This window comes from Isoptericola halotolerans (genome assembly GCF_045689585.1).
Lineage (GTDB): Bacteria > Actinomycetota > Actinomycetes > Actinomycetales > Cellulomonadaceae > Isoptericola > Isoptericola halotolerans_B.
The window spans coordinates 223,749-243,757 of sequence record NZ_CP140108.1 but is presented as its reverse complement, the minus strand read 5'-3'; the positions used below and the strand labels follow the sequence as shown (position 1 = coordinate 243,757).

The following is a 20,009-nucleotide window of genomic DNA, read 5'->3' as shown; positions in this document are numbered from 1 at the left end:
ATGAGCAGCAAGCGCGCGCCGTCCGCGCCCCCGGAGATCCCCGGCTACGAGTTCCGCCAGCTCATCGGCTCCGGCGGGTTCTCCGACGTCTTCCTGTACGAGCAGCGCCGCCCGCGCCGGCAGGTCGCCGTGAAGGTCCTGCTCAAGGAGTGGTCGAGCGACACGCAGCGGGCTGCCTTCGACGCCGAGGCCGACCTCATGGCCACGCTCGGCAACCACCCCTCGATCGTCACGATGTTCGAGGCCGGGGTGACTCCGGACAACCGGCCGTACCTCGCGATGGAGCACTGCTCGCGGCCGAACCTCGGGTCGCGCTACCGCCGCGAACGGTTCTCCGTGGCCGAGGCCATGCGGACGACGATCCAGATCGCCGGCGCGGTCGAGACCGCGCACCGGCTCGGGATCCTGCACCGGGACATCAAGCCCGCGAACATCCTGGTCACGCAGTTCGGCCACCCCGTGCTGACCGACTTCGGCATCTCGTCCACCGTGGACTCGGACTCGGTCGCCGAGGGGATGTCCGTCCCGTGGTCGCCGCCCGAGTCGTTCGGCGACCCGCCGGTCAGCGGCATCGCGACCGACGTCTGGGCGCTCGGCGCCACCTGCTACACCCTGCTCGCCGGACGGACGCCCTTCGAGGTGCCCGGCGGGTCGAACGCCTCGGCGGACCTCATGAGCCGGATCGCCACGGCGCCGCTGCCCGGCACCGGCCGTGGCGACGTGCCCGACTCCTTGGAGCGCGTGCTCCGGATCGCGATGGCCAAGCAGCCCGCGTCGCGGTACCCGACGGCGCTCGCCTTCGCCCGTGCGGTGCAGCAGGTGCAGGTGGAGCTGGCCCGCGACATGACGCCGATCGACATCCTCGACGAGTCCGGCGGGGTGCACGCCGAGGACGACGACGCCGCGGACGGCACGCGCATGAACCGGATCACCGCGATCGACCCCGGCCAGGCGCCGTCGGCCGGCTCGTCGGGATCCGCGGGGAGCGCCGCCTCGGCCGGGTCGGCGGCCGGACCCGAGGCGCCCCTCGTCGGCGGTCCGCCCGTGCCGCACGTCGGCGGACCGGCGCCCCATCGGCCCGAGGCGCGACCCGTGCCCGTCGCCTCCGGCCGCGCCGACGTCGTCCCCGGCGTCCCGGGCGCCGGGCCGGGCGGGGTGCCCACCGTGCACGGCTCCGCGCAGTGGGCCGGGCCCCCGGTGGACGAGACGGTGCACCGGGCCCCCGCGCCGTCGTCGGGCGCGCCGGACGAGGGAGACGACGCCGGGGCCGCACCCCGGTCGTGGTGGCCCCTGGCCGGCGGGGCGGTCGGGCTGCTGGCCGTCGGCGTCCTCGCCTGGTGGCTCGTCGGCGGGGCGGGCGGCGCGCAGGAGGCCGACCCCAGCGCCGAGCCGACCGACGTGAACCCGGTCGAGGCCGTCGGTGGGTACGTCCCGCCGGTCCAGGCCCTGGACGCGCAGGTCAGCGGCGACGAGGTCGTGGTCACCTGGGAGCCGCCGCGCGAGACGGCGGAGGGTGACGTCTACGGGTGGCGGCAGCTCTCCCTGACCTCGGAGTCGAGGTTCGAGGAGACGGACGAGACGACCGTGCAGGTCCCCGCCGACCCGTCGCAGGACGTCTGCGTGGAGGTCGTCGTCGTCCGGGACGGCCAGCGGTCCGCACAGGCCGAGCAGGTGTGCGTCGAATCCGACGAGGCGTGAGGGCGAGGACGGGGGAGAGATGAGCGAGCTGGCGATCGAGTTCTGCGGCGAGTGGTTCCACCCTCAGCCCGGCGAGCCCTTCGACGTGGGGCGGGAGGGCGACCTCGCGATCGACGACAACCTGTACCTGCACCGCCGCTTCCTCCGGTTCGCCCGGGAGGACGGCATCTGGTGGCTGAGCAACATCGGGTCCGCCGTCGCGGCGACCGTCTGCGACCAGCGTGGCGGCGTGCAGTCCTGGCTGCCTCCGGGGAACCGGCTGCCGGTCGTGTTCCCCACGACGTCCGTCGTCTTCACCGCCGGGCCCACCACCTACGAGCTGACCGCCACCCTCACCGACGCCCCCTACGCCGAGGTCAGTACCGAGGAGCCCGCCACCGGGGACACCACGATCGGGGCGGTCCAGTTCACCACCAGCCAGAAGCAGCTCATCGTGGCGCTCTCCGAGCCGATGCTGCGCCGCGAGGGGACCGGGCTCAGCGAGATCCCGTCGAGCGCCGACGCGGCACGGCGGCTGGGGTGGGCGACCACCCGGTTCAACCGCAAGCTCGACAACGTCTGCGACAAGCTCGACCGCCTCGGCGTCAAGGGTCTGCGCGGCGGTCCCGGCGGGGCGGCGACCAACCGCCGGGCGCGGCTCGTGGAGCACGCGGTCACCTCGCGCCTCGTGACCCAGGACGACCTGCCCCTCCTCGACCTGAAGGACTCCGTCTGACGTGCGCATCAAGCTGACCCTGAGCCGGCCCGACGAGTCCGCCGTGAACGTCGCCGTCACCGCCGACGCCACGGCGACCGTCCGCGACGTCGCCGAGGTGCTGTACTCCGCCGACCCGACGCGCCACGGTGCTGCCGCGCCGGACAACCTCACCCTGCAGGTCCTGGGCGACAGCTCCGCCCAGCGCAGCGTCACCGCCGGACGCGTCCTGACCCCCACCAGCGACCTCGTGCAGGCCGGGCTGCGGTCCGGCTCGGCGGTGTCGATCGTGCGGGTCTCGGAACAGTTCGTCCACCCGGGCCAGGAGCGCGGAGCGGCCGTCGCCGTCCTGCGGGTGCTGGAGGGGCCCGACGCGGGGCGGGAGTTCCACCTGCCGGTCGGCACGTCCTACCTCGGGCGCGACCGTGACATGGACGTTCGCCTGCAGGACCCGCAGGTCTCGAAGCGGCACGCGCGGATCATCGTGGGCGAGCAGGTCGAGATCCACGACCTGGACTCGGCGAACGGGCTCGTGATGGGCGGGCAGCGGATGACCCGGTCCGCACTGACGTCGTCGGACACCGTCACCGTGGGTGGCAGCGTCGTGTCCGTGGTGAGCCTGCACCGGTCGTCGAGCCTGGCGCCGACCAGCCCGGTCGTCGAGTTCAACCGGTCGCCGCGCGTGGTGGCACGCTTCGGCGACGTCAAGATCGCGGCTCCCAAGCCGCCGCGCCCGAAGACGCCGCGCGGGCTCCCCTGGCTGCCGATGATGGTCCCGGCCCTCATGGGGCTGGCGCTGTGGGCCATCTTCCAGAACCCGCGGATGCTCGTCTTCATGTTCATGAGCCCGATGATCATGGTCGCGATGTACCTCGACCGCAAGCACAACGCGAAGAAGGAGTTCGCCGAGGCCTCGCGGCAGTTCGAGGAGTCCGTCGCCGCCACCCGCGAACGGATCACCAAGACGCACGCCGTGGAGCGGGCCGTCCGGCGGGCCGAGGCGCCCGCGCTGGGCGAGGCGATCGACGCGGTGCGCCGGCTCGGCGGGCTGATGTGGACGCACCGACCGGAGCACCGGGGCTTCCTGACCCTGCGGCTGGGGACCGGCAGCGCCCCGGCGCGCACGGAGTTCGCCGAGCCCCGGGAGAACGAGGCGATCCCCGAGCACTGGGACATGGTCCTGGACCTGCAGGAGCGCTGCTCGGTCATCGACGACGTCCCCACCGTCGCCGCCCTGCGGTACGGCGGGAGCCTCGGTCTGGCCGGACCCAGCGGTGTGGTCGAGTCCGTCGCCCGCGCGGCCCTCCTGCAGCTCGTCGCCCTGCACTCGCCCTCCGAGATGGTCGTCGGGGCGCTCACCTCGCACCGCTCGTGCGAGGACTGGGAGTGGTTGCAGTGGGTGCCCCACACGGGTTCGCCGCACAGCCCGCTCGGTGCCTCGGACCACCTCGCGGGCGACCCCGGGCGAGGAGCGTCGCTGCTCGCCCGGCTCGAGGGGCTGATCGAGTCGCGGGGCGTCGTGCTCGACGGCCCGCCCCCGATCGAGGGGGAGCGCGACGCCCAGAGGGACCGCGAGGAGCGTCCCCCGAAGCCCGTGCTGCCCGCCGTCGTCGTCCTGGTGGAGGACGACGCCCCGCTGGACCGTTCGCGCCTCGTCCGGCTCGCCGAGCGGGGCCCGGCGGCGAACGTGCACGTCGTGTGGGTCGCGCCGACGGTCGAGCAGCTCCCGGCGGCGTGCCGCACCTTCGTGCTGCTCGACCCGCAGTCGCGCGACGAGAACGGGATGACCGGCGAGGTGCACTACGGCCGCCTCACCTACCCGGTGACCTGCGAGACGGCGGACCTGGCGACCGCTGCGGAGGTCGCCCGCATCCTGTCCCCGGTGGTGGACGTCGGCGCCCCGGTGGACGACGAGTCCGACCTGCCGCGCGCCGTGTCCTACCTGGCGCTCGTCGGCACCGACCTGGGGTCGGACGCTGCCGGGGTGGTCGACCGGTGGCGGGAGAACCTGTCGCTGACACCGCGGGACGGGTCGCCGCCGGTGCGCCGCAAGAGCCCGACCGACCTGCGCGCGCTGGTCGGGCACAACGGGGTGGAGGAGTTCTACCTGGACCTGCGCACGCAGGGCCCCCACGCGCTGGTGGGCGGGACCACCGGTGCGGGCAAGTCGGAGTTCCTGCAGTCGTGGGTCCTCGGCATGGCCGCCGCGCACAGCCCGGACCGCGTGACCTTCCTGTTCGTCGACTACAAGGGCGGCGCGGCCTTCGCGGACTGCGTGGACCTGCCCCACACGGTCGGCCTGGTCACCGACCTCTCGCCGCACCTGGTGCGGCGTGCGCTGTCCTCGCTGCGCGCCGAGCTGCACTACCGCGAGCACCTGCTCAACCGCAAGAAGGCCAAGGACCTCGCGTCCCTGGAACGGACCGGTGACCCGGAGGCGCCCCCGAGCCTGATCATCGTCGTCGACGAGTTCGCGGCGCTCGTGGGCGAGGTCCCGGAGTTCGTCGACGGCGTCGTCGACGTCGCCCAGCGCGGGCGGTCGCTGGGTCTGCACCTGATCCTCGCGACCCAGCGCCCCGCCGGCGTCATCAAGGACAACCTGCGGGCGAACACGAACCTGCGGATCGCGCTGCGCATGGCCGACGAGTCGGACTCCAAGGACGTGCTCGGCGACGAGATGGCCGCCCACTTCTCGCCGTCGATCCCGGGGCGCGGGGCGGCGAAGACCGGTCCCGGCCGGATCACGACGTTCCAGACCGGGTACGCCGGCGGCTGGACGAGCGACGAGCCGGAGCCCACCCAGGTCGAGGTCGAGGAGATGGACTTCGGGACCGGCCGCCGGTGGGAGATGCCGGCCCCCGAGCGCCCCGAGGCCGGCGACCCGGGGCCGAACGACATCGCGCGGATGGTCGCCACGATCCGGCAGGCGGCCTCGAGCACCGGGGTCCCGGCGCCGCGCAAGCCGTGGCTGGAGGAGCTGGCGGCGACCTACGACCTCGCCCTGCTGCCCAACCCCCGCACCGACTCCCGGCTCCTGCTGGGCGTCCTGGACGATCCGCACGCCCAGGCCCAGCCGACCGTGCACTACGAGCCGGACGCCGACGGCAACCTCGCGGTCTACGGCGCGGGCGGCACCGGCAAGAGCACGACGCTGCGCACGATCGCCGTCTCGGCGGGGCTGACGGCGCGGGGCGGTCCCACGCAGGTCTACGGCATCGACTGCGGCTCCGGCGGTCTGTCGATGCTCGAGAACCTGCCGCACGTGGGTGCGATCATCTCCGGCGACGACGAGGAGCGGATCACCCGGCTCCTGCGGCGGCTGACCGGGCTGCTCGACGAGCGCTCCGCGCGCTACGCGGAGGTGCGCGCGAGCACGATCGACGAGTACCGGCGCATCGCGGACCGTCCGGACGAGCCGCGCATCATCGTGATGGTGGACGGCATCGGGAGCTTCCGGGACTCCTACGAGGTGTCCTCGGCGCGCGGGTTCTCCGTCTTCGGGGCGTTCACGCAGCTCGCCACCGACGGGCGTCCGGTGGGCATCCACCTCGTCATGACGGGCGACCGGGCCGTGGCGGTCCCGCCGTCGTTGACCTCGACGGTGCAGAAGCGCATCGTGCACCGGCTCGCCCGCGAGGACGACTACCTCATGCTCAACGTCCCCCGGGACGTGCTGTCGCCCGCCTCGCCGCCGGGTCGCGCGATCATGTACGGCCAGGAGGCGCAGATCGCCGTCCTGGGCGGGGAGGCGAACGGGGCCGTGCAGTCCCGCGAGCTCGCCCGGCTCGAGCAGACGATGCGGCGGATGGGCACGCCGCAGGCGCCCGGGGTGGCGCGGCTGCCCGACAGCTTCACGCTCGACACGCTGCCGCCGTTCGTCGGCGAGCACGCCACCATCGGTCTGCGCGACATCGACCTCGCACCCGTCGGCCTGCCGCTGCGCTCGCCGTTCATGCTCGCGGGTCCTCCGGGCTCCGGGCGCACGACGGCGTTCGTCACCCTCGCCACGACGCTGCGGCGCGCGGGCCGCACCCGGCTCGTGTACCTGTCCTCACGGCGTTCGAGCCTCAGCGCTCTGGACCTGTGGGACCAGCAGGCCACCGACCCGGAGGACGTGGTGGAGCTGCTCAAGGAGCTCACGACGGCCCTGCAGGAGGACCGGTTCGCGCCGGGCGGGCTGACCGTCATGGTCGAGAACTACACCGAGATGACGGGCACGCCGGCGGAGAAGCCCCTGGAGGCGTTCGTCAAGCTCGCCGTCCGCCGCGAGCAGCTCGTCGTCGGGGAGGCCGAGACCTCGACGTGGGCGAAGGCCTTCACCCTCGCGGGGCCGTTCAAGTCCGGCCGCAACGGCATCCTGCTCACGCCGGGCGACACGGACGGCGACGTCCTGATGAACACCGGGCTCGGCCGCATGCGGCGCAAGGACTTCCCGCCCGGGCGCGGGTTCCTCCTCACGGCCGGCCGGGCCGCCAAGATCCACGTCGCCCTGCCGGGGTGACGCCGGGATGGGGAGTGCTCCCCATTCCTTGCCGCCGCGGGCTCTGGTTGAGTGCGTGGTGTCGAAGCGAAGAGCTGGTTGCCCGTGGGGCAGCCCTGAACGAAGGAGCATGGCATGGTCGCAGAGGGTGGCAACGTCTTCGGTCTTGATGTCGAGGCGGTCCGGAGCCTGGCCGGGGTCCTGCGGGACCAGGCGGAGGTCGTGCGCACGACGGTGACGACGGTGACGAACCAGATGTCGCAGACGGAGTGGAACGGTCCGGACGCGGTGCAGTTCCAGGAGGAGTGGGACGGCACGCACGCGGCGAAGCTGAACGAGATCGCGGCGGCGCTGGACGGGTACGCCACGACGGCGGACACGAATGCCTCGCAGCAGGAGGACACCTCGAACGCGTACTGAGCGTGAGGTGTGCCCCGCAGGGGGCGCAGGCCGTCCTCCGCAGGGGGCGGGCGAGGGGTGCGGTGCCGGCGGTGCCGCACCCCTCGTCGGTGGCGACAGCACAAGACAGCGGACGGTCCCGGGCGCGGTGCGTGGCGGGCGGCAGGAGGAGGAGCTGTGAGCGGAGGGATGTACGGCGCCGACATCGAGGCGCTGCGCCTGCTCGCTGACAAGATCGCGGAGGGCGGTGACACCCTGGACACCGTCGTGCTGACGGTAGAGGGGGCGATCCCCGGGCCCGACGGCTGGGAGGGCCCGGACGGCGACGGCTTCCGCGCCGAGTGGGGCGACACCCACGTCGTCCAGCTCCGGTCCACGGCCGACCTGCTGCGCGACGTCGCGTCGAAGGTGCGGGAGAACGCCGACGACCAGCAGGGTACGTCCGACGACTACACGGGCACGGCTGGTGGGCCCGGAGGGCCCGGTGGCTCTGCCGGAGGCGGCGGAGGGGGTGGAGGTGGTGGCGGCGCGGGCGACGCGGCCGGCGACGACGGCGGGAACCCGCTGCCGACGCCCGGTGCGGACCCGACGCACCAGCCCGACCCGAACGACCCGCTCGACCAGAGCGTGCACCGGGACGCTGCTCCCGGGACCCTGCCGGCCCATCACAGCGAGGCGCACGGCACGTTCGACGACCAGGGCAACTTCACACCGTCCCAGAACGGGCAGGACGCCGCGACGCCCGTCGAGCGCGGCGACGTCCACCACACGTTCGCCGAAGGCGAGACCGGTGGCTTCGCGGGCTACGAGCAAGGCGTCGACGGGGACTTCGGCTCGGACGACGGCGTCCACGGTTCCGGTGAGGCCGGGGTGTCGGCCGGTGCCGGGTACGACGCCTCCGGATCGGTCACCGCCTCCGAGAACGGGGTCGTGGCCGAGGGGGCGGTCGGCGTGAACGCCGGAGCGGGTGCGAGCACGAGCGGCGAGGTCGGCTACGGCGACCATCTGGGGGCCCAGGGGTCGGCGGAGGCCTTCGTCGGGGCCCGGGCCGAGGCGACGGGCGGCGTGTCCGTCGGCCCGCACGGCCTCGGTGTCGGCGCAGGCTTCGACGCCTTCGCCGGCGCGGAAGCCTCCGCGGAGGGCTCGGTCACTGCCGCCGGTGTCACGGCCGAGGCGGGGGTGACGGGCTACGCGGGTGTCGGCGTGACGGCGAACGCCGACGTCAACGTCGGGCTCGACAGCGTCGCCGTCGACCTCGAGCTCGGCGCGGCGCTGGGCATCGGCGCCGGCTTCGACGTCTCGTTCGACTGGTCGCCGGCCGACACGGTGGACGCGATCACCGATGTCGGAGGGGACTTCGTCGACGGCATCACCGGCGGATGGTGGTGACCGTCCGTGGCACCGACTGATTGGATGGAACCATGAGCACCGTCTCCTATCCCAGCGAGGACTTCCCCGCCTTCCCCCACGTGACGATGGACTGCCCGGAGGGCTGGTCCGCGCAGGCGGTCCCCCCGGCGCAGATGGCGATCACGCAGGAGCGCCCGGCCGGCGAGTTCCGGCCGAACGTGATCGTCGTCATGCAGCGCCTGCAGCCGCAGCAGACGTTCGAGGAGGTCGTCCAGCAGGCCGTGGACAAGCTCGCTGCCAGCCCCGGCTACGAGGAGGTCGGCCGGGCGAGGACGACTCTCGCGGGACTCCCGGCCGCCAGGGTCGAGGGCGCCTGGACCACGGAGCAGACCGGCACGATCGCGCAGGCCCTGCGGATCGCGGTGGTCGAGCACGACGGCGTCCGCGACGTCGTGGAGATCACCGGGACCTGCGCGGGCCAGCAGGCGACCGAGGTGTGGCCGACGATCCGTGCCATCCAGGACAGCTTCGCGCTGGTGGGCCGATGACGGGCGCGCCGGCTCCTGACCGGACCGCCCGGATCGCGGTCCTCAGCCGCAAGGTCGTCTTCGTCGTCGGGCTCGCGCTCATCGCGCTCGGTGTGCTGGCTCTCCTGAACGACCAGCTCGTCCTGGGGATCGTCCTCGTCGTCGTGGCCGGTGTCATCGTCTTCGCGCGGGGCATGTGGACTCTGCGCCGCGGTCTGCGGAGCGTGGCCGAGCGTGAGCGCGCCGACGTGCCCGAGGCCCCGGTCGTCGCGCCGGGGGCGGCGTCGGCCGTGGACCGTGTGGTCGCGGATCTCGTCGGGATGAACTCCGACGGCCTGCCCTACCTGATCGACGCCCGCCGGACCGACGACGGTGTGCGCGTCGAGGTGCGGTGGAAGGTCGAGGAGGTCCGCTGGCAGACCCTCTTCGTCGCCGGGAAGGTGGCGCACCACTGGCGCATGGAGATCGACCTGGATCCTGCCCGGACCACGTACAAGTTCATCGAGTACTCGGGGAAGGCCGACGCGCGTGCCGCCATCGGGCCGGGTGGCGTCGCCGCCGACGCGAGCTGGACGTGGCACCGCGGCAAGACGTCGGGTCAGCGGAACCTGACCATCGTCGAGGGCGCGGACGGTCAGGTCACCGTCGCGGGTGCCGGCGGCCCCCGCACCTCGTGGGAGGGTGTGGCGTCGATCCGGCCGTCCGACGCGAAGGTGCCGGTCTTCACCGTGCTGCGCAACCACGGCTGGCGGCCGCGGTTCGACTGGTTCGGTGCCCGGATGGTCGAGAAGTAGCTTCACCCACGACAGAGGAAACCTATGAATCGCATCAGGAACCGCCGCCGACTGACCGCCGCGCTCACCGCGTTGGTCGTGGCCCCCTCGTTCGCCGCCTGCTCGTTCGAGGTCGGCGAGATCGAGCCCGTGGGCGAGGACGCCGAGGCGTCGGCGACCGCCGAGGCGGAACCCGACGCCGGGGCCGCCGCCGAGGGCGAGGACCCGGCCGCGGAGTCCGGGGCGGCCGACGAGCCGGCAGCCACCACCGAGCTGGCGACCGTCCACGCCGAGCACGTCGCCGCGCGCATCCCCTCGACCTGGGTGGAGGTCGGCGCGGACAGTGGGTGGGCGTCCGTCTACCGCCTCGAGACTTCGAACGGAGGATCTGCCGGAGACATTCGTTTCATGCCTGCGATCGACGATGCCCCAGCGATGACGGCTCAGGAAGGTGTGGACTGGTTCATCAGTATGGTCGAGGGCCAGGGCGTCACGGACGAGGACTACGCGCCGGTGACGACGCTGCGTGACGAGGACGGGCGTGCGAACACGTCGTACACCTACACCACCGACGGCCAGCAGTACGTCGCGGTGGTCTGGGCGCTCGTCGACGGCAACGGGGTCCCGTCCCTCGTCCAGCTCTCCGGCGCGCCCGACGTCGTCACGCAGGATCTCGTGGCGACCGTCGACCAGAACCTCAACCTCAACGGTGACTGGGAGGGGACGGCAGGCTGAAGACCCGCCACCCGGACTGTCAGCTCCGCCGTCCGGCCGTCGCTCCCGCGGCGGCGGCCAGACGTGTGGCTCGGGCCGCCTGCGTACCGTCCACGGTGAGCACGACCAGGGCGACCCACACGAGCCCGAACCCGACCCAACGGGTGGGGGACATGTGCTCGCCGAACACGAGCAGCCCGACGAGGAACTGCAGGGTCGGGGTGAGGTACTGCAGCATCCCGACCACCGACAGCGGCAGGCGCCGGGCGGCGGCGCCGAACAGCAGCAGCGGCACACCGGTGACGATGCCGGCGGACATCAGCAGCAGGGCGTGGCCGGCGCCCTCCTGGCCGAACGTGGAGGCCCCGGTGGCCGTGAGCCAGCCGAGGTAGGCGAGGGCGAGGGGGGTCGCGACCGTGGTCTCGACGGCGAGGCCGGGCAGGGCGTCCACCGTGCGCCCGGCGCGGTTCTTCATCAGCGAGTAGGAGCCGAACGAGAACGCCAGCACCAGGGAGATCCAGGGCAGCCCGCCCACTCCCGTGGAGATGACCACGACGGCGGCGGCGCCGAAGCCGAGCGCGACCCACTGGGCGGGCCGCAGGCGCTCGCGCAGCGCGACGACACCGAGCAGCACCGTCACCAGCGGGTTGATGTAGTAGCCCAGCGCGGCGTCCAGGACGTGGTCGCTCAGGACGGCGTAGACGTACGTGACCCAGTTGGCCACGATGAGGACGGACGCGACGGCGAGGACGCCGAGCGTGCGGGGCTGCCGGAACACGGCCGTGTACCGGGTCAGCGTGCGGGTCCCGGCGAGCAGCGCGAGGCAGAAGACGAGGGACCACACGACCCGGTGGGCGATGATCTCCAGCGAGCCGGCGGGTTCGAGGAGCGGGAAGTACAGGGGCATGGCGCCCCACAGGAGGTACGCCCCCAGCCCGAGAGGGAGGCCCCCGCGGGCCGGTGTCGGGGTGGGGGTGTGCGTCACCAGCGCAGGATATGCCGTGAGGTGACCAGGGCCACGGCGGACGGATTTCCGCCGTGGGCGTCGGGCCGCTATGGTTGTCTCCGCAAGGTCGTCCGCGGCCTTGCTCGGCAGGTTGCCCGAGCGGCCAAAGGGAGCTGACTGTAAATCAGCCGTCATCGACTTCGGGGGTTCGAATCCCTCACCTGCCACCGCACGGAGCGGTTCTCATCTCGGTGAGGTCGCTCCGGCACCCGGGGAGGGTGCAGGTGCGGCATCGGGGTCCGGATTTCGTCGGGACCGTGGTGGCCGTGTAATGTTCTCTCCGCGCCCCGATAGCTCAGTCGGTAGAGCATCTCCATGGTAAGGAGAAGGTCAAGGGTTCGATTCCCTTTCGGGGCTCTGTGACACGACGCGGGTCCACCACCCGGACAACGGGTGGATGGTCTCGCGCTGAGTCACGCGCGGCGGGGTAGCTCAGCTGGTCAGAGCGCACGACTCATAATCGTGAGGTCGCGGGTTCGAGCCCCGCCCTCGCTACCATCCACACGGCAACACACGGTTCGACGGCCGGCGTCGGACCACCCAGTTCCTTGACGCACGTTGCGCCTTCCGGGGGCGCGAGAGGTGACACACCATGGCTGCCAAGAGCGCGGACGTCCGCCCGAAGATCACGCTGGCCTGCGTGGACTGCAAGGAGCGGAACTACATCACGAAGAAGAACCGCCGGAACAACCCGGACCGCCTGGAGATGGCGAAGTTCTGCCCGCGTTGCGGCAAGCACACCGCGCACCGCGAGACCCGCTGAACCAGCGGTAGGACCGAACCGACGTGGCGAGCGAGCTTCCCGATCCTGCCTACGCCGGTCGCGAGTACCCGGCCACCGCCCCGTACTCCGTCGGCCGCGAGAAGGTCCGTGAGTTCGCCGCCGCCGTCGGTTCCCAGCACCCCGCGCACCACGATCTCGTGGCAGCGCGGGGTCTTGGCTATCCGGACCTGGTCGCGTCGCCGACCTTCGCCGTCGTGGTCGCCCAGCAGGCCGAGTCCCAGTACGTCGCGGACCCTGCGGCCGGGATCGACTTCTCCCGGGTGGTGCACGCGGACGAGAAGTTCGAGCACCACCGCCCGATCGTGGCGGGGGACGAGCTCGTGACCGTCCTGCACGTCGACGCCGTCACCCAGCGCTCCAGCATCTCGATGGTCACCACGCGCTGCGAGATCTACGCCGCCTCCGGTCCCGACGACGCCACCCCGGGCGAGCACGTCGCGACGGTGACGTCGAGCCTCGTCGTCCGTGGGGAGGAGTCCTGATGGCCACGCAGCGACCAGAGCTGGCAGCGCTGTCGGTGGGAGACGTCGTCGCCACCCGCTCGATCGAGCTCGACCGCGCCACGCTCGTGCGATACGCCGGTGCCAGCGGCGACTTCAACCCCATCCACTGGGACGAGGCTTTCGCCACCGAGGTCGGGCTGCCCGGGGTCATCGCCCACGGCATGTGCACGATGGGCTCCGTGATCGGCGTCGTCGAGGACTGGGTCGGCGACCCGGGTGCGATCGTCCGGTACGGCACCCGGTTCACCAAGCCGGTGCCCGTGCCCGCACGGGGTGCCACCGTGGTGGAGGTGACCGTCACCGTGGGAGCCCTGGACGCCGAGGCCGGTACCGCCCGCGTCGATCTCGCCGTCGTGCACGACGGCACCAAGGTGCTGGGCCGCGCCCAGGCCGTCGTCCGCCTCTCCTGAGCGGACCCCTCTCCCGCGGCGTTCCCGTCGCGACGCGGTGTCTTCACAGAGGTAAGTGACACGAGTAACCTGCGAAGCGCGTCCCCAACGGTGGGGGCGCTGACCATCGAAGGAGATGCTCGTGCCCAGACGCGTCCTCACCCCTGCCGCCGAGATCGCCCCCGACCAGCCCGCCCAACCGGGGGGCGTCTCGCGCCGCGGCGTGCTCGTCGCGGGCGCCGCCGGGGCGCTCACGCTCGCCACCGGCGCCGAGGCGTGGGCCGCCGCCAGCGCCGGCAGCCGGGGCCGGCCGTGGCCCGGCCGTGCCGGTGGGTCCGCCGGGTCCGTGCGGCGCGCCCACGAGTTCCTCGGCGTGATGACCGACGCCTACCCCGAAGCCGACGGCGGGCCCCGCCTGGCCCAGTCCTACGCCGACCAGCTCGGGCTGTTCTCGACCGCCTTCGTCTACGACGTCGCCCTGATGATCTGCGCGTCGCTGGCCGGGGGCCACGAGGACCGGGCCGCCACCCTGGCCGACGGCCTCGTCTTCGCCCAGGAGCACGACCCGGCCCACGACGACGGTCGCCTCCGTCAGGGCTACAACGCCGGCCCGTACACGTTCTACGACGGCTCCGGGCAGGCGTACGGGCTCGAGCTGCCCGACGGCACCGCGAACATCGGCTGGCAGTTCGGGTTCCTCGGGACCGCGGTCGGTGACATGGCCTGGCCCGGGATCGCCCTGCTGCACACCTACGAGGCGACCGGCGACCGGCGCTACCGGGACGCCGCGGTGCGGATCGGCGAGTGGATCCTCGACAACACCTGGTCGGAGCGCACGCTCGGCGGGTTCTCCTTCGGCGTCGACGGCGGCGACGCCCCCATCTCCAACGGATCGACCGAGCACAACGTCGACTGCGTGGCGTTCTTCCGCCAGCTCGACGCGCTGGCCGGTGGCCGGCGGTGGCGCCGGGCGGAGCGTCACGCCCGCGAGTTCGTCGACCGCATGTGGGACCGGCGTGGCGGCTACTTCTACACCGGGACGAACGACGGCGAGGAGATCAACACCGACCCGCTGCCCCTGGACCCGGCGACCTGGGGCTGGCTCGCGCTGCGGGCGAACCGGTACGGCCGCGCCGTCGACTGGGCAGCCTTGGACCTCGCCGCCCGCGACGTCGCGAGTGCCGGGAGCTCGCAGCTCCCCGAGGGGACCGCGATCTCCGGCGTGACGTTCTCCAGCGCGAGCCTGATGACGACCGCCTCGTACGAGGGCGTCCCGGCGCACCCGGACGCCGTCTGGCTGGAAGGCACGGCCCAGCTCGCCTGCGCGCTGGCCGACCGCGGGCGCGGACGTCGTGACGCCGCCCGGGCCGAACGGCTGCTGGCCGAGGTCCGCCGGACGCAGGACCTGCTCGGTGGCGGGCAGACGGTGGGAGGGGACGCGCTGCCGGAGCGCTCCGGCGTCGTGGCCGCCACGAGCCTCGTCGACACGGGGTTCGGGTTCGGCTACTTCCAGGTGCAGCACACGGGGGCCACGTCCTGGTACCTCCTGGCCGCCGCCGGCGCGAACCCGTTGCAGGTCGGCGGGCTCCGCCGTCGTCGTCCCTGACCCCGACGCTGTGGGTAGGAGATCTACGGGTCCGCACCCCTTGAGTCCGTAGATTTCATACCCACAGCGAGGTGGGCGTCGTGCGTGCTACGTTGCGGGTGATCCCACGGGAGCCTCACGCAGGGGCTGAGATCGGGCTGACGCGGCCCGGACCGTCGAACCTGACCGGGTCATGCCGGCGTAGGAAGATGGAGTACACATGTCGCACGACGCACCGTCGCGCGCGCTCGCCTTCGAGCGCGACACCGAGACCGGGATCGTGGTCCCGGTCACCGAGATCACCCTGGCCGACGCCCCTGACGGGTCGGCCAACCCTCCGGTGCGGATCTACCGCACCGACGGCCCGGGGGGTGACCCCACCGAGGGGATCCCGGGCCTGCGCACGGCGTGGATCGCCGCGCGGGAGGACACCGAGGAGTACACGGGCCGCGAGCGGTCCCTGGCCGACGACGGCCGGGGGGCCGCCCGGCGCGGAGCCGCCTCGGCCGAGTGGCGGGGCGAGCGTCGCCGCCCGCGTCGCGGCCTCGACGGCCGCACCATCACGCAGATGCACTACGCCCGCCGGGGCGAGGTCACCCCGGAGATGCGCTTCGTCGCGATCCGCGAGGGGGTCGACGTCGAGCTGGTGCGCTCCGAGGTCGCGGCCGGCCGCGCGATCATCCCGAACAACGTCAACCACCCCGAGTCGGAGCCGATGGTCATCGGGCGGGCGTTCACGGTGAAGGTCAACGCGAACATCGGCAATTCGGCCGTCCACTCCTCGATCGCGGAGGAGGTGGAGAAGCTGCAGTGGGCCACGAAGTGGGGCGCGGACACGGTCATGGACCTGTCCACCGGGGACGACATCCACACCACGCGCGAGTGGCTGTTGCGCAACGCGCCCGTGCCGATCGGGACGGTGCCGATCTACCAGGCTCTCGAGAAGGTCGACGGGGACGCCTCGCGCCTCACCTGGGAGATCTACCGCGACACGGTGATCGAGCAGTGCGAGCAGGGCGTCGACTACATGACGGTGCACGCCGGGGTGCTGCTGCGCTACGTGCCGCTCACCGCGAACCGGGTGACCGGCATCGTCTCGCGCGGCGGGTCGATCATGGCCGGCTGGTGCCTGGCCCACCACCAGGAGAACTTCCTGTACACGCACTACGACGAGCTGTGCGAGATCTTCGCTCGCTACGACGTCGCGTTCTCCCTCGGGGACGGCCTGCGGCCCGGTTCGATCGCGGACGCGAACGACGAGGCCCAGTTCGCCGAGCTCGACACGCTGGCCGAGCTGACCAAGCGGGCGTGGCAGCACGACGTGCAGGTCATGGTCGAGGGTCCCGGGCACGTGCCGCTGCACCTGGTGCGCGAGAACGTCGAGCGTCAGCAGGAGCTGTGCGACGGCGCCCCGTTCTACACGCTGGGGCCGCTGGTGACGGACATCGCGCCGGGCTACGACCACATCACCTCCGCCATCGGTGCCACGGAGATCGCCCGGTACGGCACGGCGATGCTCTGCTACGTCACGCCCAAGGAGCACCTGGGGCTGCCGAACCGGGACGACGTGCGCACCGGTGTGGTGACCTACAAGATCGCGGCGCACGCCGCGGACGTCGCCAAGGGGCACCCCGGCGCGACCGAGCGTGACGACGCGCTGAGCAAGGCCCGGTTCGAGTTCCGGTGGCGTGACCAGTTCAACCTGTCGCTGGACCCGGAGCTGGCCGGGTCGTACCACGACGAGACGCTCCCGGCGGAGGCGGCCAAGACGGCGCACTTCTGCTCCATGTGCGGGCCGAAGTTCTGCTCGATGCGCATCTCGCAGGACATCCGCGACGAGTTCGGCGACGCGGGCGCCCAGCAGCGGGTGGTGGCCGAGGCCGAGGCCGGCATGGCGGAGAAGTCCGCCGAGTTCCTCGCCGCCGGGGGCGAGGTCTACCTGCCCACCCCGACGGTGAGATAGCCCCACGCCCCTGTGGGTGCACGACACGCCGCGACCAGGTCGCGCCCGACAGCGTGTCGTGCACCCGCAGGGGCGTCGTCGGTCTCGGATGCTGACCCGTCTGGACCTCAGGCTTAGGTGAGGCTAAGTTAGGCAAGCCTGCCCATCTTACCCACTCCCGCGAGGAGCACACGGACGTGACCACCACTCCGCCCGAGACCACGCTGACCAGCACGGACATGCTGCTGCACGGTGCCTCGGCGCACGCCTACGCCCGCGCCACCCACCGCGTCGTCGACGACGTCGCCGCCCGCCTCGCCACCGTCGAGCAGCCCTGGAGCGGGACCAGCCGTCCCGAGCTCGCCGCGCTCGTCGACGCCGTCGACCTGGACGGTCCCGGGACCGGGACCGACGAGGCGCTGCGGGAGACCGCCGAGCTCTACGCCACGCACGCCGTCTGGTTCCACGACCCAGCCTACGCGGCCCACCTCAACTGCCCGGTGGCGATCCCCGCCGTCGCGGCCGAGGCGATGCTGGCAGCGATCAACACCTCCGTCGACACCTACGACCAGTCGACCGTCGCGACCCTCATGGAACGCCGGCTGGTCGAGTGGACCAACGCGCGGATCGGGTTCGGCGGGGGAGACGGCGTCTTCACCTCCGGCGGCACGCAGTCGAACCTGCACGCCCTCCTGGCCGCCCGCGAGCGTGCCCTCGCCGCCCCGGACGGTTCCCGGCTGCACGGGGTCGCTCGCCACGGGCTCCAGGACCGGCTGCGCATCCTGACCACGGGCAGCAGCCACTTCTCCGTGGCGAAGTCCGCGATGATCCTCGGGCTGTCCGACGACGCCGTCGTGACGGTGGGCACCGACGACGACGGCCGGATGGATCCGGGCGCCCTGGCCGCCGCGCTCGCCACCACGGAGCGGGCCGGCGACGTCGTCATGGCGGTGGTCGCCACGGCCGGCACGACGGACCGCGGCCTCGTCGACCCCCTCGGCGCGATCGCCGACCTCGCCGACGCCACCGGCGCCTGGCTGCACGTCGACGCCGCCTACGGGGGTGGGCTGCTCCTCTCGCGGACACGCCGGCACCTGCTCGACGGGATCGAGCGCGCCCGCAGCGTCACCGTCGACTTCCACAAGACGTTCTTCCAGCCCGTCTCGGCGAGCGCGGTCCTCGTGCGCGAACCCGCCGACCTGGCCCGCACCGCCTGGTACGCGGACTACCTCAACCCGGCCTCGGAGGCCGACGGTGCGGAGGAGATCAACCAGGTCGACCGGTCGTTGCAGACCACCCGCCGCTTCGACGCCCTCAAGCTGTGGGCGACGCTGCGCGCGGTCGGCGCCGACGGCATCGGCGAGATGGTCGACGCGGTGTGCGACCTCGCCGCGGCCGTCCACCGCGACCTGGCCGGCGACCCCGAGCTGCACGTCGTCTCCCCGACGGACCTGTCGACCGTGCTGTTCCGCTACCAGCCCGACGGCGTCACGGCCGCGCGGTCCGACGCGCTCGTGGCCCGGGTGCGCCGCGTGCTGTTCGACTCCGGTCGGGCGAGCGTCGCGCGCACGGTCGTCGACGGGCGCCCGTGCCTCAAGCTCACCCTGCTGAACCCGACCGTGACCCTGGCCGACGTCCGCCGGGTCCTGGGCCTCGTGCGGGACGCCGCGCACGGGATCCTCGCCGGCCAGGCGCTGATGGACGACGCGCCGCCGTGCCGGGACGTGCACCCCCGGTTGGACCGCGCGGGCGGCCACCTCGCGACTGGCGACCAGCGATGAGGACCTACGACGTCGTCGGCATCGGCATCGGACCGTTCAACCTGGGGCTGGCCGCGCTCGCGGACCCGCTGGCGGACGTGGACGCGGTGTTCCTGGACCAGGCCGCCGAGTTCCGCTGGCACCCCGGCATGATGATCGAGGGCGCGACCATCCAGGTGCCGTTCCTCGCGGACCTGGTGACGATGGCGGACCCCACCTCGCCGTTCTCGTTCCTGGCCTTCCTCAAGGACGCGGGGCGGCTCTACCCGTTCTACGTGCGCGAGTCGTTCTACCCGCTGCGCGCGGAGTACGACGAGTACTGCCGGTGGGTCGCGGCCCGCCTGGACACGCTGCGCTGGGGGCGGCGCGTCGTCGCGGTGGAGCACGACGCCGCCACCGACGACTACGTCGTGACGGCCGAGCGTGCCGACGACGCCGGTACGCAACGTGAGCAGTACCGCGCCCGGCACGTGGTGCTCGGCGTGGGCACCACGCCGCGCCTGCCCGGTCCGCTCGCCGCCCTGGCGCAGGACGCCCCGGCCGGCGCGGGCCCGGTGGTGCACACCGCCGACTACCTGACGCACCGCGAGGCCCTGCGGGCGAGCGGGGCGGTCACGGTGGTGGGCTCCGGCCAGTCGGCCGCCGAGGTGTACCGCGACCTGCTGGAGGACGCCGGCGACTACCGGCTGGACTGGGTGACGCGCTCGCCGCGGTTCTTCCCCATGGAGTACACCAAGCTCACCCTGGAGATGACCTCCCCGGAGTACACCGACCACTTCCACGGGCTGCCGCCGGAGCTGCGCGACCTGGTCGGCCGGGAGCAGCGCAACCTCTACAAGGGCATCAGCGCCGACCTGGTCGACGACATCTACGACACGCTCTACCGCCGCACGGCGCTCGGCCGTCAGGTCCCCACCACCCTGCTCACCGACACGGAGGTGGTCGACGCCCGCGCCGAGGCGAGCGACGCCGGGTGCGAGTACGTGCTCACCCTGCGGCACGCGCAGCTCGGCACGACGGCCGAGCACCGCACGCGCGCCGTCGTCGCCGCCACGGGGTACGCAGCCGGCGTCCCCGGTCTGCTCGACCCGGTGCGCGACCGGCTGCGCCTCGACGAGCGGGGCCGCTTCGACCCGACGCGCGACTACTCGGTGTCCACCGACGGGCGGATCCACACGCTCAACGGCGAGGAGCACTCGCACGGCGTCACCGCCCCCGACCTCGGGTTCGGGCCGTGGCGCAACGCCGTGGTGCTGGCGAAGATCACCGGCCGGGAGCCGTACGCCGTCGAGCGGCGGATCGCGTTCCAGCAGTTCGGGCTGCCGGGAGGAGCGCCCGCCGGGATGTCCGACGGCGGCGCCGCGGCGAGCCGGTCCGCTGCAGGCGAGGAGGTGGCCCGGTGAGC

16 protein-coding genes, 3 tRNA genes and 1 riboswitch are annotated in these 20,009 nt (G+C 72.8%); of the genes, 18 read left to right on the top strand and 1 reads right to left on the bottom strand.

The window, feature by feature from the left end:
* From UQW22_RS01185 to UQW22_RS01150, 8 genes are all read left to right on the top strand, one after another.
* On the top strand, positions 1-1,698 hold the full coding sequence (locus UQW22_RS01185) for a serine/threonine-protein kinase (RefSeq protein WP_407319014.1): 1,698 nt from the start codon (positions 1-3) through the stop codon (positions 1,696-1,698).
* Between the two features lie 19 nt (positions 1,699-1,717).
* A complete protein-coding gene (locus UQW22_RS01180; protein WP_407319013.1) occupies positions 1,718-2,413 on the top strand; it encodes a hypothetical protein in 696 nt (231 codons plus the stop codon).
* 1 nt (position 2,414) lies between these two features.
* Positions 2,415-6,893: an FtsK/SpoIIIE domain-containing protein gene (locus UQW22_RS01175; RefSeq protein WP_407319012.1), complete on the top strand. Its 4,479-nt coding sequence runs from the start codon at positions 2,415-2,417 to the stop codon at positions 6,891-6,893.
* 114 nt (positions 6,894-7,007) lie between these two features.
* Entirely contained in the window at positions 7,008-7,292 is a 285-nt protein-coding gene (locus UQW22_RS01170) for a hypothetical protein (protein WP_407319011.1), read from the top strand.
* A gap of 156 nt (positions 7,293-7,448) precedes the next feature.
* The gene (locus tag UQW22_RS01165) at positions 7,449-8,660 is read left to right on the top strand and encodes a hypothetical protein (RefSeq protein ID WP_407319010.1); all 1,212 of its coding nucleotides are present in this window, start codon (positions 7,449-7,451) and stop codon (positions 8,658-8,660) included.
* A gap of 32 nt (positions 8,661-8,692) precedes the next feature.
* Entirely contained in the window at positions 8,693-9,169 is a 477-nt protein-coding gene (locus tag UQW22_RS01160; RefSeq protein WP_407319009.1) for an LpqN/LpqT family lipoprotein, read from the top strand.
* Positions 9,166-9,942 carry a hypothetical protein gene (locus UQW22_RS01155; protein WP_407319008.1) on the top strand — a complete coding sequence of 259 codons (777 nt, stop codon included), beginning with the start codon at positions 9,166-9,168 and terminating at the stop codon, positions 9,940-9,942. Before UQW22_RS01160 ends, UQW22_RS01155 begins: the two co-directional genes overlap by 4 nt.
* 24 nt (positions 9,943-9,966) lie before the next feature.
* Positions 9,967-10,656, top strand: a complete 690-nt coding sequence (locus tag UQW22_RS01150) for a hypothetical protein (RefSeq protein WP_407319007.1) — start codon at positions 9,967-9,969, stop codon at positions 10,654-10,656.
* Between the two features lie 19 nt (positions 10,657-10,675).
* Here the strand turns inward: UQW22_RS01150 and rarD are convergent, their stop codons facing one another.
* Positions 10,676-11,620 carry an EamA family transporter RarD gene (rarD, locus tag UQW22_RS01145; protein WP_407319006.1) on the bottom strand — a complete coding sequence of 315 codons (945 nt, stop codon included), beginning with the start codon at positions 11,618-11,620 and terminating at the stop codon, positions 10,676-10,678.
* A 106-nt stretch (positions 11,621-11,726) separates the two neighbouring features.
* Here rarD and UQW22_RS01140 point away from each other — a divergent pair.
* The 10 genes from UQW22_RS01140 to UQW22_RS01095 all read left to right on the top strand — a co-directional run bounded on the left by UQW22_RS01140 (position 11,727) and on the right by UQW22_RS01095 (position 20,007).
* A tRNA-Tyr gene (locus UQW22_RS01140) sits at positions 11,727-11,808 on the top strand.
* Positions 11,809-11,925: 117 nt separating this feature from the next.
* Positions 11,926-11,998 (top strand) — tRNA-Thr (locus tag UQW22_RS01135).
* 64 nt (positions 11,999-12,062) lie between these two features.
* A tRNA-Met gene (locus UQW22_RS01130) sits at positions 12,063-12,139 on the top strand.
* A gap of 94 nt (positions 12,140-12,233) precedes the next feature.
* The gene (rpmG, locus tag UQW22_RS01125; protein WP_171247884.1) at positions 12,234-12,404 is read left to right on the top strand and encodes a 50S ribosomal protein L33; all 171 of its coding nucleotides are present in this window, start codon (positions 12,234-12,236) and stop codon (positions 12,402-12,404) included.
* A gap of 23 nt (positions 12,405-12,427) precedes the next feature.
* Complete coding sequence (locus UQW22_RS01120) at positions 12,428-12,907, top strand: MaoC family dehydratase N-terminal domain-containing protein (RefSeq protein ID WP_407319005.1); 480 nt, start codon at positions 12,428-12,430, stop codon at positions 12,905-12,907.
* Positions 12,907-13,338 carry a MaoC family dehydratase gene (locus UQW22_RS01115; RefSeq protein WP_407319004.1) on the top strand — a complete coding sequence of 144 codons (432 nt, stop codon included), beginning with the start codon at positions 12,907-12,909 and terminating at the stop codon, positions 13,336-13,338. The genes UQW22_RS01120 and UQW22_RS01115 overlap by 1 nt, the downstream gene beginning before the upstream one ends.
* A gap of 121 nt (positions 13,339-13,459) precedes the next feature.
* Complete coding sequence (locus tag UQW22_RS01110) at positions 13,460-14,923, top strand: Tat pathway signal sequence domain protein (RefSeq protein ID WP_407319003.1); 1,464 nt, start codon at positions 13,460-13,462, stop codon at positions 14,921-14,923.
* A gap of 98 nt (positions 14,924-15,021) precedes the next feature.
* Positions 15,022-15,127, top strand: a riboswitch (TPP riboswitch).
* Positions 15,123-16,865, top strand: coding sequence for a phosphomethylpyrimidine synthase ThiC (gene thiC / locus UQW22_RS01105; RefSeq protein WP_407319002.1), 1,743 nt, complete (start codon positions 15,123-15,125; stop codon positions 16,863-16,865). Its footprint overlaps the riboswitch before it by 5 nt.
* Before the next feature lie 218 nt (positions 16,866-17,083).
* Entirely contained in the window at positions 17,084-18,625 is a 1,542-nt protein-coding gene (locus tag UQW22_RS01100) for a pyridoxal phosphate-dependent decarboxylase family protein (RefSeq protein WP_407320691.1), read from the top strand.
* Positions 18,622-20,007 carry a lysine N(6)-hydroxylase/L-ornithine N(5)-oxygenase family protein gene (locus UQW22_RS01095; protein ID WP_407319001.1) on the top strand — a complete coding sequence of 462 codons (1,386 nt, stop codon included), beginning with the start codon at positions 18,622-18,624 and terminating at the stop codon, positions 20,005-20,007. Before UQW22_RS01100 ends, UQW22_RS01095 begins: the two co-directional genes overlap by 4 nt.
* The last annotated feature ends 2 nt before the right edge of the window (positions 20,008-20,009 follow it).

Bases quoted from the DNA above. Each gene is read 5' to 3' on its own strand.
- UQW22_RS01185 (WP_407319014.1), top strand. From the start codon at position 1: ATGAGCAGCAAGCGCGCGCCGTCCGCGCCCCCGGAGATCCCCGGCTAC.
- UQW22_RS01180 (WP_407319013.1), top strand. From the start codon at position 1,718: ATGAGCGAGCTGGCGATCGAGTTCTGCGGCGAGTGGTTCCACCCTCAG.
- UQW22_RS01170 (WP_407319011.1), top strand. From the start codon at position 7,008: ATGGTCGCAGAGGGTGGCAACGTCTTCGGTCTTGATGTCGAGGCGGTC.
- UQW22_RS01160 (WP_407319009.1), top strand. From the start codon at position 8,693: ATGAGCACCGTCTCCTATCCCAGCGAGGACTTCCCCGCCTTCCCCCAC.
- UQW22_RS01155 (WP_407319008.1), top strand. From the start codon at position 9,166: ATGACGGGCGCGCCGGCTCCTGACCGGACCGCCCGGATCGCGGTCCTC.
- UQW22_RS01150 (WP_407319007.1), top strand. From the start codon at position 9,967: ATGAATCGCATCAGGAACCGCCGCCGACTGACCGCCGCGCTCACCGCG.
- rpmG (WP_171247884.1), top strand. From the start codon at position 12,234: ATGGCTGCCAAGAGCGCGGACGTCCGCCCGAAGATCACGCTGGCCTGC.
- UQW22_RS01115 (WP_407319004.1), top strand. From the start codon at position 12,907: ATGGCCACGCAGCGACCAGAGCTGGCAGCGCTGTCGGTGGGAGACGTC.
- thiC (WP_407319002.1), top strand. From the start codon at position 15,123: ATGTCGCACGACGCACCGTCGCGCGCGCTCGCCTTCGAGCGCGACACC.
- UQW22_RS01100 (WP_407320691.1), top strand. From the start codon at position 17,084: ATGCTGCTGCACGGTGCCTCGGCGCACGCCTACGCCCGCGCCACCCAC.
- UQW22_RS01095 (WP_407319001.1), top strand. From the start codon at position 18,622: ATGAGGACCTACGACGTCGTCGGCATCGGCATCGGACCGTTCAACCTG.